General features: G+C 67.8%; 15 protein-coding genes. 9 read left to right on the forward strand and 6 right to left on the reverse strand.

Going from position 1 to position 15,779, the window contains the following annotated elements; genetic code table 11:
* Positions 1–14: 14 nt before the first annotated feature.
* Entirely contained in the window at positions 15–542 is a 528-nt protein-coding gene (locus ABT115_RS02700; protein ID WP_351783278.1) for an ATP-binding protein, read from the reverse strand.
* A gap of 260 nt (positions 543–802) precedes the next feature.
* Here ABT115_RS02700 and ABT115_RS02705 point away from each other — a divergent pair, with 260 nt between their 5' ends.
* From ABT115_RS02705 to ABT115_RS02745, 9 genes are all read left to right on the forward strand, one after another.
* On the forward strand, positions 803–1,606 hold the full coding sequence (locus tag ABT115_RS02705; RefSeq protein WP_351783280.1) for a hypothetical protein: 804 nt from the start codon (positions 803–805) through the stop codon (positions 1,604–1,606).
* A gap of 148 nt (positions 1,607–1,754) precedes the next feature.
* Positions 1,755–2,501, forward strand: a complete 747-nt coding sequence (locus tag ABT115_RS02710; RefSeq protein ID WP_351783282.1) for a YcnI family copper-binding membrane protein — start codon at positions 1,755–1,757, stop codon at positions 2,499–2,501.
* Positions 2,502–2,547: 46 nt separating this feature from the next.
* A complete protein-coding gene (locus ABT115_RS02715; RefSeq protein ID WP_351783284.1) occupies positions 2,548–3,201 on the forward strand; it encodes an SCO family protein in 654 nt (217 codons plus the stop codon).
* Positions 3,198–3,647, forward strand: coding sequence for a copper chaperone PCu(A)C (locus ABT115_RS02720; protein WP_351783286.1), 450 nt, complete (start codon positions 3,198–3,200; stop codon positions 3,645–3,647). Before ABT115_RS02715 ends, ABT115_RS02720 begins: the two co-directional genes overlap by 4 nt.
* 14 nt (positions 3,648–3,661) lie before the next feature.
* Positions 3,662–5,632 carry a copper resistance CopC/CopD family protein gene (locus ABT115_RS02725; protein ID WP_351783288.1) on the forward strand — a complete coding sequence of 657 codons (1,971 nt, stop codon included), beginning with the start codon at positions 3,662–3,664 and terminating at the stop codon, positions 5,630–5,632.
* Positions 5,633–5,709: 77 nt separating this feature from the next.
* Positions 5,710–6,954 carry an iron uptake transporter deferrochelatase/peroxidase subunit gene (gene efeB, locus ABT115_RS02730; RefSeq protein ID WP_502969020.1) on the forward strand — a complete coding sequence of 415 codons (1,245 nt, stop codon included), beginning with the start codon at positions 5,710–5,712 and terminating at the stop codon, positions 6,952–6,954.
* Positions 6,955–6,981: 27 nt separating this feature from the next.
* Positions 6,982–7,917 (forward strand): prephenate dehydratase, encoded by a 936-nt coding sequence (gene pheA / locus ABT115_RS02735; RefSeq protein WP_351783292.1) that lies wholly within the window; start codon positions 6,982–6,984, stop codon positions 7,915–7,917.
* A 633-nt stretch (positions 7,918–8,550) separates the two neighbouring features.
* On the forward strand, positions 8,551–9,828 hold the full coding sequence (gene serS / locus ABT115_RS02740) for a serine--tRNA ligase (protein WP_351783293.1): 1,278 nt from the start codon (positions 8,551–8,553) through the stop codon (positions 9,826–9,828).
* Entirely contained in the window at positions 9,825–10,625 is an 801-nt protein-coding gene (locus ABT115_RS02745) for an HAD family hydrolase (RefSeq protein ID WP_351783295.1), read from the forward strand. Before serS ends, ABT115_RS02745 begins: the two co-directional genes overlap by 4 nt.
* 409 nt (positions 10,626–11,034) lie before the next feature.
* Here the strand turns inward: ABT115_RS02745 and ABT115_RS02750 are convergent, their stop codons facing one another.
* The 5 genes from ABT115_RS02750 to ABT115_RS02770 all read right to left on the reverse strand — a co-directional run bounded on the left by ABT115_RS02750 (position 11,035) and on the right by ABT115_RS02770 (position 15,640).
* Complete coding sequence (locus tag ABT115_RS02750) at positions 11,035–11,730, reverse strand: hypothetical protein (RefSeq protein ID WP_351783599.1); 696 nt, start codon at positions 11,728–11,730, stop codon at positions 11,035–11,037.
* Between the two features lie 325 nt (positions 11,731–12,055).
* On the reverse strand, positions 12,056–12,775 hold the full coding sequence (locus ABT115_RS02755; protein ID WP_351783297.1) for an ABC transporter permease: 720 nt from the start codon (positions 12,773–12,775) through the stop codon (positions 12,056–12,058).
* A gap of 30 nt (positions 12,776–12,805) precedes the next feature.
* Positions 12,806–13,717, reverse strand: coding sequence for an ABC transporter ATP-binding protein (locus ABT115_RS02760; protein ID WP_351783299.1), 912 nt, complete (start codon positions 13,715–13,717; stop codon positions 12,806–12,808).
* On the reverse strand, positions 13,714–14,622 hold the full coding sequence (locus tag ABT115_RS02765) for an ABC transporter permease (protein WP_351783301.1): 909 nt from the start codon (positions 14,620–14,622) through the stop codon (positions 13,714–13,716). The genes ABT115_RS02760 and ABT115_RS02765 overlap by 4 nt, the downstream gene beginning before the upstream one ends.
* Entirely contained in the window at positions 14,612–15,640 is a 1,029-nt protein-coding gene (locus ABT115_RS02770) for an ABC transporter ATP-binding protein (RefSeq protein WP_351783601.1), read from the reverse strand. The genes ABT115_RS02765 and ABT115_RS02770 overlap by 11 nt, the downstream gene beginning before the upstream one ends.
* Between the last annotated feature and the right edge of the window lie 139 nt (positions 15,641–15,779).

The raw sequence follows: 15,779 nt of genomic DNA on the forward strand, positions 1-15,779 counted from the left end.
GAAGGGCGCCCCGCTCAGGACACCATGAGCAGGGCGCCCTTCCGCCACTTCAGGACCTTGTCGAAGCTCACCACGGCGCCACGGCCGGGACGGTTGCCGAAGTGGACGTGATCGGCGAGCTGTTCGATCAGACAGAGACCCCGGCCGTTCTCCGCACTGAGCGGCAGGAACTGCTGGGGATCGTGCTGCTGCGCGGAAGCGCGCCGCATGCGCCGGGCGGGGAAACCGGGCCCCGAATCGGCGACTTCGATGCGGCACTTCTCGCCGTACAGATAAGCGGTGACCCGGTACTGCCCACAGGCCGTCCCCGGCAGCTCGTCCCATACGTCCCACCGATCCCGGCAGACGCTCTGTTCTCCCTGAACCCTGTGGTCGCCGCCGTGCTCAACGGCGTTGGCACAGGCCTCGCTGAGCGCGACCGACAGGTCGAAGGAGATCTCCGGATCCACGCCCGCGGTCTCCATCGCGCCCAGCAGGAAACGGCGGGCGAGCGGAACGCTCGCAGCCTCGCGCCGCAAATGGAGGGACCACCAGATGCTCATGCTCCAGCCTCCTGGCTGCGGCTCGACATACCGATACGTATTGCCGCGCAGGACCGTTCGTAAGCACAGACCGGATATGGGACCGCTCATTCGGCGGATACCAGCTCTTCGTACACCCGTGTATGCCAGACCCGGTCGATGGCCCCGACCGGTGTCCAAATCCGGCCACAGCTGCCTCGGTCCGCATCCAATCGGAAGGAAGGTGACCTTCCGGACCTGCCGTACTCAGGCCCGGGGCCCGGTGCGATGATGGCCCCGCCATGTCTATGCCCGTCGCACACGCCGGGGCCGGTCTGCGGCTCCTGAGGACCGCGGTGTTCACCGCGGTCTGTGTCGCGCTGTCCGCGGCAGGTCACTTCCTGGCATCCTGCGCGTCCGTCCCCTGGTGGACCCTGCTCGCCGGATTCCTGGGGATTTTCGCGGTGACGGCACCGCTCGCAGGACGCGAGCGCTCACTGCCGTCCATCGCCGCCGCACTGGCCGGCGGACAGATCGCCCTGCACACCCTCTTCAGCGTGGGTACGCACACCGCCTCGACGGACTCCACGGCGAGCGACGACGCACTGATCCGGTTCGCGGCCAGCCTCGTGTGCGGCGCGGGACCCGCGCAGTTGAACGCCTCCGAGGCGCACCGCATCGTGACCGCCGCGGGCATCGACCCGGCGTCGGTGGCGGCCGGCGGACAGCAGCACATGGCCTCCGCATCCGGTTCGGACCCGGCCGCCCTCGCCGGTCTGCTGCCCGGCCTGCCCATGCTGCTCGGCCACCTGCTGGCCGCCGTGGCCACCGGCTGGTTGTTGCGGCGCGGCGAGATCGCCCTGTTCCGTCTGGCCCGGCTCTCCGCGCACGGCGCCCAGCAGATCGCGGCCGAGGCCCGATTGCGTGCGCTGCGCGCCGCGCTCGCGCTCGTGAGCGCGCTACGGGCCGGACTCCCCGGGGGCCCGGTAACCGGGCCGCGCACCCTGCGTACCGCGGTCGACGCCCAGGCCCCCGCCACCGGGGATCCGTTGCAGCACATGGTGATCAGGCGCGGGCCGCCCCCCGTATACGCACTCGCAGCCTGACGCGACACCCTCCACTCGACGCACGGACCACTCGGTGCCATGCCGGGCGGCATACGTACGCCACACGTGCGGAAGAGGTGTTGCGATGCCGTCGCGCGCCCGCGCGCCGGACCACCTTCCTTCGTGTTTCTGTGGAGTGATCCCTGTCATGAACGTTTCCCGCATCGCTCTCGCCGGCGGCATTGCCGCGTCCAGCGTGCTGCTCCTCGCCGGCCCCGCCTCCGCGCACGTCAGCGTGCAGCCGCAGGGCGAGGCAGCCAAGGGCGGCTACGCCACCGTCAACTTCAAGGTCCCCAACGAGCGCGACGACGCCGCGACGACCAAGGTCGAGGTCAACTTCCCGACCGACCACCCGCTGGCCTCCGTCATGCCGCAGGCCGTACCCGGCTGGGACATCGAGGTCACCAAGAGCAAGCTGGCCAAGCCGCTCGAGATGCACGGCCAGAAGATCAACGAAGCCGTCTCGAAGGTCACCTGGACCGCCACCGGCGACAAGGACGAACGCGGTATCCGCCCGGGCAGCTTCCAGCAGTTCCCGCTCTCCATCGGCCAGCTCCCCGAGGACGCCGACCAACTGGTGTTCAAGGCCATCCAGACGTACGACGACAAGGAAGTCGTCCGCTGGATCGAGGAGCCGAAGGACGGTGCCGCCGAGCCCGAGACCCCAGCACCCGTTCTCGAACTGACCGCCCCGACCACCGGTGAGCACGGCGCGGCCGCCGACGACAAGAACAGCGCCGACGCCACGGCGAAGGAAGCGGACAAGCAAACGACGGCCGCGTCGGACGAATCCTCCACTGACACCACGGCCCGCGTCCTCGGCATCGTCGGCATCGTCATCGGCGCCGCTGGGGTGGTCTACGGCGTACTCGCCGGCCGCCGCCGCGCCGCCTGACTCACAGCCCCACCAGTCCCACCAACCCACCAGGAATCAGTGCTCCATGCGTAAGAAAACGGTGCTGGCCGCGGCGTTCGTCGCCGCGGCCGCGCTCACCCTGTCCGCCTGCGGCAGCAGCGACGACGGCGCCAAGAAGCCCGTCGCCGATGTGTCGACCCAGGCCGACACCAAGGCCGCGACGGTCCTCGACCAGCCGTTCACCAAGCCCGACCTCGTCCTCACCGACACCCACGGCCAGAAGTACGACCTCCGTGAGGAGACCAAGGGCAAGCCGACGCTGATCTACTTCGGCTACACCAACTGCCCGGACGTCTGCCCGCTCATCATGAGCAACATCGCCATCGCCAAGAAGTCCCTCCCCAAGGCCGACCAGGACAAGCTCCAGGTCATCTTCGTGACTACCGACCCCGAGCGGGACACCCCGGCCTCGCTGGGCAGCTGGCTCAAGGCCCAGGACCCCTCCTTCATCGGCCTCACCGGCGACTTCTCGACCATCCAGGCGGGCGCACGCCAGATCGGCATCGGCATCGATCCCCCGAAGAAGCAGAAGGACGGCACGGTCGACTCGATGCACGGCTCCCAGGTCATCGCGTTCTCCCCGAAGACCGACAAGGGGTACCTCGTGTACAGCGAGGACACCTCGCCCGACGACTACGCCAAAGACCTGCCCAAGATCATCAAGGGAGAGACCCCGTGAACCGCCGCACCGCCCTCGTCGGTGGCCTCGCCCTCACCGCCACGCTGACGCTGTCGGGCTGCTCATCCTCGGACAGCAAGCCCGAGCTGAAGGTGACCGGGGCGTACATGCCGCAGCCCGTCAGCGACATGGCGGCCGGTTTCCTCGTCGTCAAGAACAGCGGCGACACGTCCGACCGGCTCACGTCGATCACCAGCCCGCTCTCGGACGACATAACGATCCACGAAACCAAGAACGGAAAGATGCACATGGTGACGTCGTTCGCGGTGCCCGCGAACGGCCAGCTGACTCTGGAACGCGGCGGAAACCACATCATGTTCATGGATATCGAGCACCAGCCCAAGCAGGGCGAGAAGGTACCCGTGGAACTGCACTTCGAGAAGGCCGACCCGATCAAGGTCGACCTTCCCGTGAAGGAGACCACCTACAACCCGAAGCAGCAATGAGGGACTGACTCGCCATGACAGCCACCGCCCCGCACTTCGGACCGTCCCATTCCACTCACGCGCCACGACGGCCACTCGCCGCAGCCGCACTCCTCGCCGCCCTTGTCGGCATGGTGTTCAGCCTGCTGCTGGGCGGCGCGGGCTCCGCGTCCGCGCACGCCGCGCTCACCGGGAGCGATCCGCAGGACGGGGCGGTGGTCGACACCGCTCCCCAGGACATCCAGCTCACCTTCTCCGAAGGGGTCGCGCTCGCCGACGACTCCATCAGAGTCCTGGACCCCAGCGGCAAACGCGCCGACACCGGCGCCGCACCGCGCAATCTGCAGTGCGGCTCCGCCGTGAAGTTCAGCGTCCCGCTGCACAGCGGGCTGCCCGACGGCACGTACACCGTCGCCTGGCAGGCCCTCTCCGCGGACAGCCACCCCGTCTCGGGCGCGTTCACCTTCTCCATCGGAGCGCCTTCGAAGACCACCGTCACGCTCCCGGCGGAGCAGGCCGGCGGCGGCCTCGTCGGCACTCTCTACAGCATCGCGCGCTACGCCGCATACGCCGGTTTCATCCTGCTGGTCGGCGGCTCCGCCTTCGTACTGGCCTGCTGGCAGCCCGGGGCGGGTGCCCGCCCCCTGCAACGCCTGATCGTAGGCGGCTGGATGACCCTCACCGCGTCCACCCTGGCCATGCTGTTCCTGCGCAACCCATACACCGGCTCCGGGAAACTCGCGGACGCGTTCGACCTCAACGGTCTGAAGGCCGTGCTCGACACCAAGCCGGGGGCGGCACTCGTATCCCGGCTGCTGCTGCTCGGCGTCTCCGCACTCTTCATCGCCGTGCTCTTCGGGGCATACACGAAGCGCGAGGACAAGCGCGAGAAGAAGGAGCTCACCTTCGGACTGGCCATCGGCGGCACGGTGATCGCAGTCGGGATCGCCGGGACCTGGGCGCTCGCAGAACACGCCTCGACCGGGATCCAGCCGGGCATCGCCATGCCGGTCGACGTCCTCCATCTGCTGGCCGTCGCGGCCTGGCTGGGCGGGCTGGCAGCCCTGCTGGTCGCGCTGTACCGGACACCGGACATCGGAGCCGCGGCCGTACAGCGCTTCTCCCGTATCGCGTTCGGCAGCGTGCTCGTGCTCACCGCCACCGGGATCTATCAGTCCTGGCGCCAGGTCGGCACCTGGTCCGCGCTCACCGGCACCAAGTACGGGCAACTGCTGCTCGTGAAGGTTGGGCTCGTGGCCGTCCTGGTCGGGATCGCCTGGATCTCGCGTCGCTGGACCGCACGGCTGGTCACGAGCGCAGCCGACACAGAGGGAGAGGAGGCCGGGGCCGAAACAGAGGAGGCCGAGGCCAGGGTCGAAGTCGAGGTTCCGGAGTCCCGGGCCCCGAGCACACCGGCGTCCGTGGCCGAGGACCCCGCGCGGGCGGCCCAGCTCGCCCGGCAGAGAGCCGCCATGGCCGCCGCCGAGAAGAAGCGGATCCGCGATGCCGACCCCAACCGGTACGGGCTCCGCCGTTCGGTGCTGGCGGAAGTAGGAGTCGCCGTGGCGCTGCTGGCCGTGACGACCGTACTGACCTCGACCGAGCCGGGACGTACCGAGGAAGCGGCCCGCGCCTCGACGGCGGCAGCCGCCCCCGCGGCCGAAGGCCCAGTCAATCTGACGCTGCCCTTCGACACAGGCGGCAAGAACGGCAAGGGAACGGTGCGGATGGACATCGCCCCCGCCCGTACCGGCGCCAATGAGCTCCATATCTGGATCGACAACCCCGACGGCAAGGCCATGGACATCCCCGAACTGAAGCTCGCCTTCACGCTGGAGTCCAAGGACATCGGCCCGCTCCCCGTCGTCCCTGACCGGCTCGCCGAGGGCCACTGGGCAGCGAGCAACGTCCAGATCCCAATGGCGGGCAACTGGAAGGTCGCGGTGACCGTGCGTACGTCGGACATCGATCAGACGACCATCGACAAGAACGTGAAGATCGGCTGAGCGGAATCGTGAGCGCAAACAGCAACAAGAAGACCTCCACAAGCAGCGGGGACGACAAAGCCCGTGGCAGCGGCGCCATCTCCCGGCGACGGCTGCTCGGCAGCGCGGGCGCGGCCGGAGCGACCGGGCTGGTACTGGGCACAGCGGGCGGTGCGACCGGCTATGCAGCGACCCGGCCCGACGAGCCGACCGCTCTGACCACGGTCGGCTCCACCCAGGTGATGTTTCACGGGAAACATCAACCGGGGATCACCACTCCGCTTCAGGCCTGCGGCCATCTCATCGCCTTCGATCTGGCACCCGGTGCGGGACGGAAGGAAGCGGCTGCCCTGATGCGCCGATGGTCGGCCCTGGCCCGGCAGTTGATGGCCGGCAAAGCCGCCGACAGCGGCGCGGCGGACGGCGCCTCCCATGACACCGGTATCGCCCTGGATGCCGGACCGTCCTCGCTGACCATCACCTTCGGCTTCGGCCGCACCTTCTTCGAACGCACGGGCCTGGTCGGCCACCGGCCACCGGGGCTCGACCCGCTGCCGCCGTTCTCGTCCGACCACATCGACGCCAAGCGCTCCGACGGTGACCTCTGGGTACAGATTGGCGCCAACGACCCACTCGTCGCCTTCCACGCGCTGCGTGCCGTGCAGAAAGAGGCCGCCCCGGCCGCCAGGGTCCGCTGGCAGATGAACGGCTTCAACCGCAGCCCCGGCGCCACCGCACAGCCGATGACGGCCCGCAATCTGATGGGCCAGATCGACGGCACCGCTAACCCGAAGCCCTCCGAGAGCGACTTCGACCGGCGCGTCTTCGTCCCGGCCGGCACCGATACAAAGTACAACTGGCTGGCCGGCGGCTCGTATGCCGTCGTACGACGGATCAGGATGCTGCTCGACGACTGGGAGAAGCTCCCGGTGGAACGGCAGGAGCAGGTCATAGGGCGCCGCAAGAAGGACGGCGCTCCGCTGAGCGGTGGCACCGAGACCACAGCGATGGACCTCGACAGGGCGGGCCCCGACGGCGAGCTCCTGATCCCGGAGAACGCCCACGCCCGGATCTCCTCCCCCGAGAAGAACAGCGGCGCAGCCATGCTGCGGCGCCCCCTCTCGTACCACGACGGCATCGCGGCGGACGGCACTCCGGACGCCGGGATGCTGTTCATCTGCTGGCAGGCGGATCCGCTGCGGGCGTTCGTTCCGGTGCAGCGCAAGCTGGACCGGGGCGATGCCCTGTCGCCGTTCATCCGGCACGAGGCCAGCGGCGTGTACGCGGTGCCGGGCGGTGCGGCGGACGGCGAATACGTGGGGCAGCGGCTACTGGAGTCCTGAGCGACCGGGGCACATTAGGGTAACGGTATGTCCGCCACGCGCTACGCATATCTCGGTCCTGAAGGCACCTTCACCGAGGTCGCCCTCCGTACGCTCCCGGAAGCCGCCACCCGCGAACTCGTCCCGATGGTCTCCGTACCGGTGGCTCTGGACGCGGTGCGCAGCGGGGCCGCCGCGGCAGCGCTCGTACCGATCGAGAACTCCGTCGAGGGCGGCATCACCGCGACGCTCGACGAGCTGACCACTGGTGAACCGCTGATGATCTACCGCGAGGTGCTGCTTTCCATCAGCTTCGCGCTGCTGGTGCGGCCCGGCACCAAGCTGTCCGACATCAAGTCGGTCACTGCGCACCCGGCCGCGCAGCCGCAGGTGCGCAACTGGATGGCCGCCCATCTCCCGGACGCTGTTTGGGAGTCGGCGGCCTCCAACGCCGATGGTGCCCGGCTGGTGCAGGAGGGACGGTACGACGCTGCCTTCGCCGGTGAGTTCGCGGCGGCAACCTACGGTCTCGAACCGCTGGTGACCGAGATCCATGACGCGGTGAACGCTCAGACCCGCTTCGTCCTGGTGGGCCGCCCGGCCCGGCCGGCGGCGCCGACGGGTGCGGACAAGACGTCGGTGGTCATCTGGCTGGGCGAGGACCACCCCGGTGCGCTGCTCGAACTGCTCCAGGAGTTTGCGGTGCGCGGGGTGAACCTGATGCTGATCCAGTCGCGGCCGACGGGGGCCGGCATCGGGAACTACTGCTTCGCGGTGGATGCCGAGGGGCACATCGCGGACCGCCGCGTCGGCGAGGCGTTGATGGGGCTGAAGCGGATCTGCCCGAAGGTACGGTTCCTCGGCTCGTACCCGCGGGCCGGGGTGGCGACGCAGGACGTACGGCCGCTGCGGGCGGGGACGTCGGACGCGGAGTTCATGGAGGCCTCCGACTGGCTGGCCCGGAATCTGGACGGCCGGGGCTGACGGCCGTGCGGGACTGACGGCGCCGGGGCTGACGGTCCCGGGGGCCGGTGCGCCTGGGTGTTGGCGTGCCTGAACCGCTGGTGTTATCTACCGCTCTTCATCATCCACAAAGTTATCCACAGGGGCGGTTCTCGACCTGGGGACAAGTCGACACCTCAATGCGACATGGTCGACATATCACCCCAGTCGACCCAGATGCATCCACAGATCAGCGGATCACCCTGGGTTGCCCCGTGTCACCTCAATTCCATTGATCAACTCTTCAGGGCGGCGAATTCCCACCCGAACAAGCGCCTGAAGTGGTTTTGAACGGGGATCCGCGAGCCCCCCACGCAGCTTTCGGAATGGTCCCTTCGGTATCCACAGCCCCCCTCGCAACCTGTGGATAACTTTGAAGGACGCCAAGACCTGTGGATAGGCGACAGTCAACTCCCCCTCCAGGTAAGGCGCATGCGTCAAGATACTCGATGCTTTCTACCCCATTTAGGGGAATAAACTCTTTTTATTGACGGACGAGGTCAACCCCAGTCACGCAATATCCTCCAGCATTACCAATTTGGACAATTCAGGCAAAGTGACACGCTTGGCAATATCGGTTCGAGCCGGAGAAGCGCACACCGGTAGCCTGGAGGGGTGATTGACCTTCGCCTGCTCCGTGAGGACCCCGACCGTGTTCGCGCCTCCCAGCGTGCCCGTGGAGAGGACGTCGCGCTCGTCGACGCCCTTCTCTCCGCCGACGAGCGGCGCAGGTCGTCCGGCGTCCGCTTCGACGAACTCCGCTCCGAGCAGAAATCGCTCGGCAAACTCATCCCCAAGGCTTCGCCCGAGGAGCGAGCCGATCTCCTCAAGAAGGCCGAGCAGCTGAAGGCCGACGTCAAGGCGGCCGACGCGGCACAGGACGAGGCCGACGCCGAGGCCAAGCGCCTGATGCTTCAGCTCGGCAACATCGTCCACGAGGACGTGCCGGTCGGTGGCGAGGAGGACTTCGTCGTCCTGGAGACGCACGGCACGATCCGTGACTTCGGGGCTGAGGGCTTCGAGCCCAAGGACCACTTGGAGCTCGGCGAGAAGCTCGGCGCCATCGACATGGAGCGTGGCGCCAAGGTCTCCGGTTCGCGGTTCTACTACCTGACGGGTGTCGGCGCGCTGCTGGAGCTCGCCCTCGTCAACGCGGCGATCGCGCAGGCCACCGAGGCCGGCTTCGTCCCGATGCTGACGCCGGCGCTGGTCCGCCCGCGCGCCATGGAGGGCACCGGCTTCCTCGGCCAGGCCGCGGAGAACGTGTACCACCTGGCGAAGGACGACTTCTACCTGGTCGGCACCTCCGAGGTCCCGCTCGCCGCGTACCACATGGACGAGATCATCGAGGCGGACAAGCTGCCGCTGCGGTACGCAGGCTTCTCGCCGTGCTTCCGCCGCGAGGCCGGTACGTACGGCAAGGACACCCGGGGAATCTTCCGTGTCCACCAGTTCGACAAGGTCGAGATGTTCTCGTACGTCGACCCGGCGGACGCCGAGGCCGAGCACCGCAGGCTCCTGGACTGGGAGAAGCAGTGGCTCACCGCCCTCGAGCTGCCCTTCCAGGTGATCGATGTCGCCACCGGCGATCTGGGGGCCTCGGCCTCCCGGAAGTTCGACTGCGAGGCGTGGATCCCGACGCAGGGCAAGTACCGCGAGCTGACGTCCGCTTCGAACTGCGACGGTTTCCAGGCTCGCCGCCTGTCCGTCCGGATGCGCGACGGTAAGAAGGTCCAGCCACTGGCCACGCTGAACGGCACGCTGTGCGCCGTACCGCGCGCGATCGTGGCGATCCTGGAGAACCACCAGCTGGCCGACGGCTCCGTACGGGTGCCCGAGGTACTCCGGCCGTACCTGGGCGGGCGCGAGGTTCTGGAGCCGGTCGCCAAGTGACCTTTCCGTACAAGCTCGTCGCAACCGATCTTGACGGCACGCTACTGCGTAACGACGACACGGTCTCCGAGCGCACCCGTGAGGCACTGGCCGCGGTCACCGCAGCCGGTGCCGCGCACATCGTCGTCACCGGTCGCGCTGTCCCGTGGACCCGGCACATCCTGGACGACCTGGGTTACGAGGGGCTCGCGGTCTGCGGCCAGGGCGCGCAGGTCTACCACGCGGGCGAGCGCAAGCTGCTGACCTCACTGACGCTGGACCGGCAGCTCGCCGGTCTCGCGCTGTCCAAGGTCGAGACCGAGGTCGGTCCGCTGGCACTCGCGGTGAGCCGCGACGGGCTCGACGGCGAAGTGCTGGTCGGCCCCGGCTACCGCGTGCAGGAAGGGCCCCCGCTTCCGGCTGTCTTCGCAAAGGACCCGGCCGAGTTGTGGTCGGCCCCCCTGAACAAGGTCTACATCCAGCATCCCGATCTCGACGACGACGCACTGGCGAGTGCCGCGCGATCTGCCGTCGGCAACCTGGTGGACGTGGTCATGGCCGGTCCTGGTGTGGTGGAGATCCTGCCGCTGGGGCTGAGCAAGGCGACCGGACTCTCACTGGCCGCGCGTCGGCTGGGGCTGAAGGCCGCGGACACCCTGGCCTTCGGTGACATGCCGAACGACATCCCGATGTTCGCCTGGGCACAACGGGGTGTGGCAATGGCCAATGCGCATGCGGATCTGAAGGCCGTGGCCCAGGAGATCACCACGTCCAACGAGGATGACGGCATCGCTGTGGTGCTGGAGCGGCTGCTCTAGTCGTACGGGCAGAGGTACGGGCGCGGGCCGGCTGGATCGACTGCTCCACCACCCCGACGACGGCTTAGCAAGCCGCTGCCTTACCACTCGGCCAATCCTCCGGGAGGGCGGCCGCACGATGTGCAGAAACCGCCCCGGGCGTCCTGCTCCGATCGGCACGGCGGAGTCGTCGGTGACTACTCCGGTGCCGGCTCGGGCCCGCCCTGTTGGGAACTCGACGGACTCGGACTCGCGGTCATCGTCGCGCTCCTCTCCCGGCCCATGGCGTGCATGTCGGCGTGCGTCTGTTGGTGTCGGGAGCGTGCTGTGCCGGTTTCGGCGTGTGCTGCACCAACTACTTTGGCTGGGACGGCCTTTCGGCGCCACCCAATTTCTGGGCCATACCGAAAGGCCGTGAACGGCCTTCGGATCAGCGCTGCTTGTTGCGGCGGCTCAGATCCTTCAGGTGGCGGGCGAGATCGTCCATCCTTCCGTCGATACGGACGATGTCCTCCGACAGGTGGCCCAGCCGCACGCTCATGGCGCCGACGACCTGATGTGTGACGTCCAGCCTCCGGTCGAGGCTGTCGAGCCGGTGCGACATCCGGTTGAGGACGGGCCCGAGCTCCTGGAGCGCGCTGCCCACTCCTGCGAGGCAGCTCTCGACCCGGATGACGCGGTGTTCGAGCGCGGCATAGCCCGCGGGCAGGTCCTGCTCGGCGTCGAGCAGATACGTACGGACGCATCGGGCGATGTCGCTGTCGCGAAGAAGCATCGCGACGTTGAGCACGGTCCTGCGGGTGTAGAGGGTGAGCTGAGTGGCGGCCTGTGGATAACTGCCGTCCTCGTCACCGCCCCATAGGGACACCATGTCCCTATGGAATTCCCGCAGCTCAGGGCCACGCAGCAGCCTGAGCCCGTTCTCCGTGACCTCGGCTCGATGCCGCTGGGTGACCTTTTTGATCACCTCTGTGGATACTTCGAAGTATCGGGCCACACCCTCTGTGCGAAGGTGAATTCCATCCGGGAGCATGACAAGGCTCTTGACCTTGTCGAGGACGTCGACGCGCCCCATCTGCTCGACGCGCAGCGCACGCGATTCGAGCAAAGCAACTTCCTTGGGCATGGACATGCCTTCCAATCGTGAAACCGACGATGGACAGCCCTGTCCCGGGCTTGAGGGGCGGAGAACGCTCACGGTTGCCACTCACTCAATGACCGACCCGGCGGGTACTCCCTCACCGGCATCGACAATCCCTGATTTCACGAAAGCTACGACGCCACAGATTCCAGCTGCCTCCACGCACCCTGCACAACGAACCGATAGCCGTACAGTTACGCGTAATACTGTCCGAAATATGTCAACCCCCGCCCAGGAAGCGAGGGTTGACGAAGATCGAAGTGATCGTAAACGGAGCACGGGAGGTATCCGGGGGGGGGAAGCCCCCCGATCACTCCTCGCCGGCCAGCTTCAGTGTGCGCAGCTTCTGACCCGCATACCAGGTCGCCACCACCGTGACCGCCGCCAGCAGGACCGTTGCGACCGGCAGCCCGACATCGGAGGTGATCGCGCCTGCCCCGCCGATCTTCTCGGCGACCGCGAGAGACCACTGCTGAACGCTGAGCGTGCGTGCCCCCGGCACCAGGGTGCCGAACAGGGCCTCCCACACCAGCGCGTAGACGAGGCCGAAGACGACCGCGTGCCGACTGACGGTGCCCAGCAGCAGGAACAGCGCGCTGTACGCGATCGAGGCGACCAGCGCCGCGACGGTGTACGCCACCGCGATCTGCTGGCCGTTGCCGTTGAGGATCAGCCCCGCGACCAGCGTGGGCAGTGCGGAGAAGACCATCGTGACGGCGATGGCCACGATCAGCTTGGTGGAGATGATCGTCGGCCGCTTCACCGGCTTGGCCAGCAGATAGACGATCGATCCGTCGTCGATCTCGGGACCGATGGCCCCGGTGCCGGCGATTACACCGATCAGCGGCACCATCGTGGTGATGGCGAAGCCGCCCAGCAGATCCGAGGCGACCTGGTCATCGGATCCGGCGAACACCCGTACCGCCACGGCGATGATCAACAGCAGCGCCGGCAGGACAAAGAGGATGGCGGCCCGGCGCCGGCCGAGCAGGGCCCGGTAGGTGAGCCGGGCGACTGTGGGGTCGTACATGACGCTTCACAGCTCCTTTCAGGCCACTACTCAGGCCGATACGAGATAGGAAAAGACCGATTCGAGCGACTCGTCGGACGGCGAAACGGTCAGAAGGCGAATTCCGTGGTCATGTGCGACCTTGGGCAGCAACTCGGTGAAGCGTCCGAAGTCGACCGCCTGGATGCGCAGGGCTTTTTCGCCCAGGTCCACCTCGATACCGGCCGTCGACGGGTCGGCGATGAGCGCTGCAGCGAGGGCGCGGTCGTCGCTGGAGCGCACGACATAGCGGTGCGGACGGTCCGTCATCAGCCGGCGGATCTTCCGGAAGTCACCGGACGCCGCGTGCCGTCCCGCCACGATCACCTCGATGTGCGAGGCGAGTTGTTCGACCTCTTCGAGGATGTGGGAGGAGAAGAGCACGGTCCGGCCCTCCGTCCCCATCCGCCGCAGCAGCACCATCAGCTGCATCCGCTGACGTGGGTCCATCCCGTTGAACGGCTCGTCGAGCAGCAGCACCGACGGTTCGTGAACCAGGGCGGACGCCATCTTCACGCGCTGGCGCATGCCCTTGCTGTACGTCGAGATCTTGCGGTCCTGCGCGTACTCCATCTCGACCGTGGCCAGCGCCTTCTGCGCCGCCGCATCGCCGAGTCCCTGCAGTTCCGCATTGGCGACGACGAATTCGCGGCCGGTCAGGAAGTCGTACATCCCTTCCCGTTCCGGCACGATCCCGATCTCCTTGTACACCGCTTCATTGCGCCAGATCGGCTGGCCGTCGAGCGTGACCGTGCCGGTCGACGGAGCGAGGAAGCCGGCCATCATGTTGATCAGCGTGGACTTTCCCGCGCCATTGGGGCCGAGCAGCCCGGTGACCCCTGGGCCCACCGTCATGCTCACGTCGTTGACGGCGACCACATTGCCGAACCAGCGCGAGGTGTGGTCGATCTCGATGGTGGTCACAGCCCGGCCCTCCGGTAGCGGCGCATCAGCACGGCGTACGAGCCGGCGACGAGCGCGAGAACAAAGATCAGATAGACCACGCCGGCCGCTGCCCCCGGGCCTTCCCCTGAAGGGAAAGCCGAATCGGCTCCGAGGAACGCGGTCTGTACACCGCCGATCAGCGTGATGGGGGAGAACAGCCCCAGCCACTCGATGGCCCCCGCCGAGCCCGTCTGCCAGGCAACGGCCTGGACCGTGGAGACCGCGCCGTAGGAGATGGTCAGTACGGCGATCACCGCGGCAACACCGAAACCGCGGCGCGGTGTCAGCGCGGCCATCACCAGGCCCAGTCCGGCGAAGAGCACGGAAAGCAGCGCCACCGACACCAGCCCCTGTCCGAACCCCTTGGTCTGCTCGGCGAAGTCGAACTTCCCGAGCAGTGCGCCCGCATAGAGGATGACGAGCGGCGCCCCGGTGAGAATGAAGAGCGCGGAAGCCATGGCCGCGAGTTTCGCGACGACATAGTCGACGCGCTCGATCGGCCGCGAGAAGTACAGCGGCATGCTCTTGAAGCGCAGGTCACGGGAGACCGACTGCGGTGCCTGCGCGGCGAGGAAGAGGCCGATGACGGCCTGCAGATAGATCGCGAACGCCGTGTACTTGATCGGCAGAGCCGTGGCCCCGGGGGCGGCGATGGCGACGGCGACGATGATCGCCGCGATCATGCACATCACGCCGAACAGCAGCATCGGCAGCACCTTGGACTTCGCGGAACGCCCCAGTCCGAAGGAACCCCGCAGGGACTGCGAGTAGAGCGAGCGCCGCGCGTAGCTGCGGCCCAGCCGCGTGCCGTCGTAGGAGCGGTACCCGATGTTGTGGATCCGGGAGGTCTCGCTCCCGCTCACGGCCCCGGTCTCAGTGCTCATCACGACCGTTCCCCTTCTGCTGTACGACCCCGACGACCGCGGACACGGTCTGCGCCACGTCCGCGTGCTGCGGTGCCTCTTGGGCACGGAAGACCTCGGCGATGTGGTGGCGACGTTGCTCCATCCGTACGAGACCGAGCCCGAGCCCGGCAACGCTGTCGCGCACGATGTCGTACGTCTCCTCGCCGGTCGCCTCGACCAGCAGGATGTGGCCCGCGCCGGGCAGCCCCTGCCCGTCGAGACCGTCGTGACCCACGAGCTTGACGCCGGCCCGGGTAAGGACCTGACGCAGCGCGTCGGTTCCGTCCGGGTGGGTATCGCTGTCGGTCACCTCGACCGCGAGGGTCGTGGTGGTCTGCGTGAAGTCGCTGGTGGAGCTGGAGCGCAGAAGTGTGCCGCCGTCGATGACGACGACATGGTCGCAGGTGCGTTCCAGCTCGCCCAGGAGGTGCGAGGTGACCAGGACCGAGATGCCGAAATCCGTGTATACGCGGCGGATCAGCCCGAGCATCTCGTCGCGGCCGACCGGGTCGAGGCCGTTGGTCGGCTCGTCGAGCAGGACCAGCTGCGGGTCGTGGACCAGTGCCTGGGCCAGTTTCACACGCTGCTTCATGCCGGTCGAATAGCCGCCGATGGGGCGGTAGCGCTCCTCGTACAGACCGACGTGGCGCAGCGTGTCGGCGGTGCGCTCGCGCGCTGCCGTCGGCGGCAGTCCGGACATCCGCGCCATGTGGACGACGAACTCGGTGGCCGAGATGTCCGGCGGCAGACAGTCGTGTTCGGGCATGTAGCCGACCCGTTCCCGGATGGCGGCGCCATGGGTGGCGACGTCGAGTCCGAGCACCGCGGCCCGGCCTTCGGTGGCAGGGGACAGACCCAGCAGGATCTTGATCAATGTGGACTTGCCGGCTCCATTGGAACCCACCAGGCCGGTCACACCGGGTCCGATGTCCAAGGAGAGCCGGTCAAGCGCGGTCACCCGGGGGAACCGCTTGCTCAGGCTTTCGGTCGCGATCACAGTCACGCCTTCGAAGATAGTGGCGCGGACCACACCGCTCGTCAGCCCTGGCGGCTGGATCCGCGTCAGCCTCCAGGCGTACGGACCCGTAGGGGGGGCCACCACGGGGAGGAGCCCGAAAGCCGAAGGAAGGGGTCTC

The organism is Streptomyces sp. NPDC001832 (assembly GCF_040297265.1).
Taxonomy (GTDB): Bacteria; Actinomycetota; Actinomycetes; order Streptomycetales; family Streptomycetaceae; genus Streptomyces.

Excerpts from the sequence above, each read along its gene's own strand:
- ABT115_RS02700 (WP_351783278.1), bottom strand. The coding sequence starts at position 542 with ATGAGCATCTGGTGGTCCCTCCATTTGCGGCGCGAGGCTGCGAGCGTT.
- ABT115_RS02705 (WP_351783280.1), top strand. The coding sequence starts at position 803 with ATGTCTATGCCCGTCGCACACGCCGGGGCCGGTCTGCGGCTCCTGAGG.
- ABT115_RS02710 (WP_351783282.1), top strand. The coding sequence starts at position 1,755 with ATGAACGTTTCCCGCATCGCTCTCGCCGGCGGCATTGCCGCGTCCAGC.
- ABT115_RS02715 (WP_351783284.1), top strand. The coding sequence starts at position 2,548 with ATGCGTAAGAAAACGGTGCTGGCCGCGGCGTTCGTCGCCGCGGCCGCG.
- ABT115_RS02725 (WP_351783288.1), top strand. The coding sequence starts at position 3,662 with ATGACAGCCACCGCCCCGCACTTCGGACCGTCCCATTCCACTCACGCG.
- pheA (WP_351783292.1), top strand. The coding sequence starts at position 6,982 with ATGTCCGCCACGCGCTACGCATATCTCGGTCCTGAAGGCACCTTCACC.
- ABT115_RS02750 (WP_351783599.1), bottom strand. The coding sequence starts at position 11,730 with ATGCCCAAGGAAGTTGCTTTGCTCGAATCGCGTGCGCTGCGCGTCGAG.
- ABT115_RS02755 (WP_351783297.1), bottom strand. The coding sequence starts at position 12,775 with ATGTACGACCCCACAGTCGCCCGGCTCACCTACCGGGCCCTGCTCGGC.
- ABT115_RS02765 (WP_351783301.1), bottom strand. The coding sequence starts at position 14,622 with ATGAGCACTGAGACCGGGGCCGTGAGCGGGAGCGAGACCTCCCGGATC.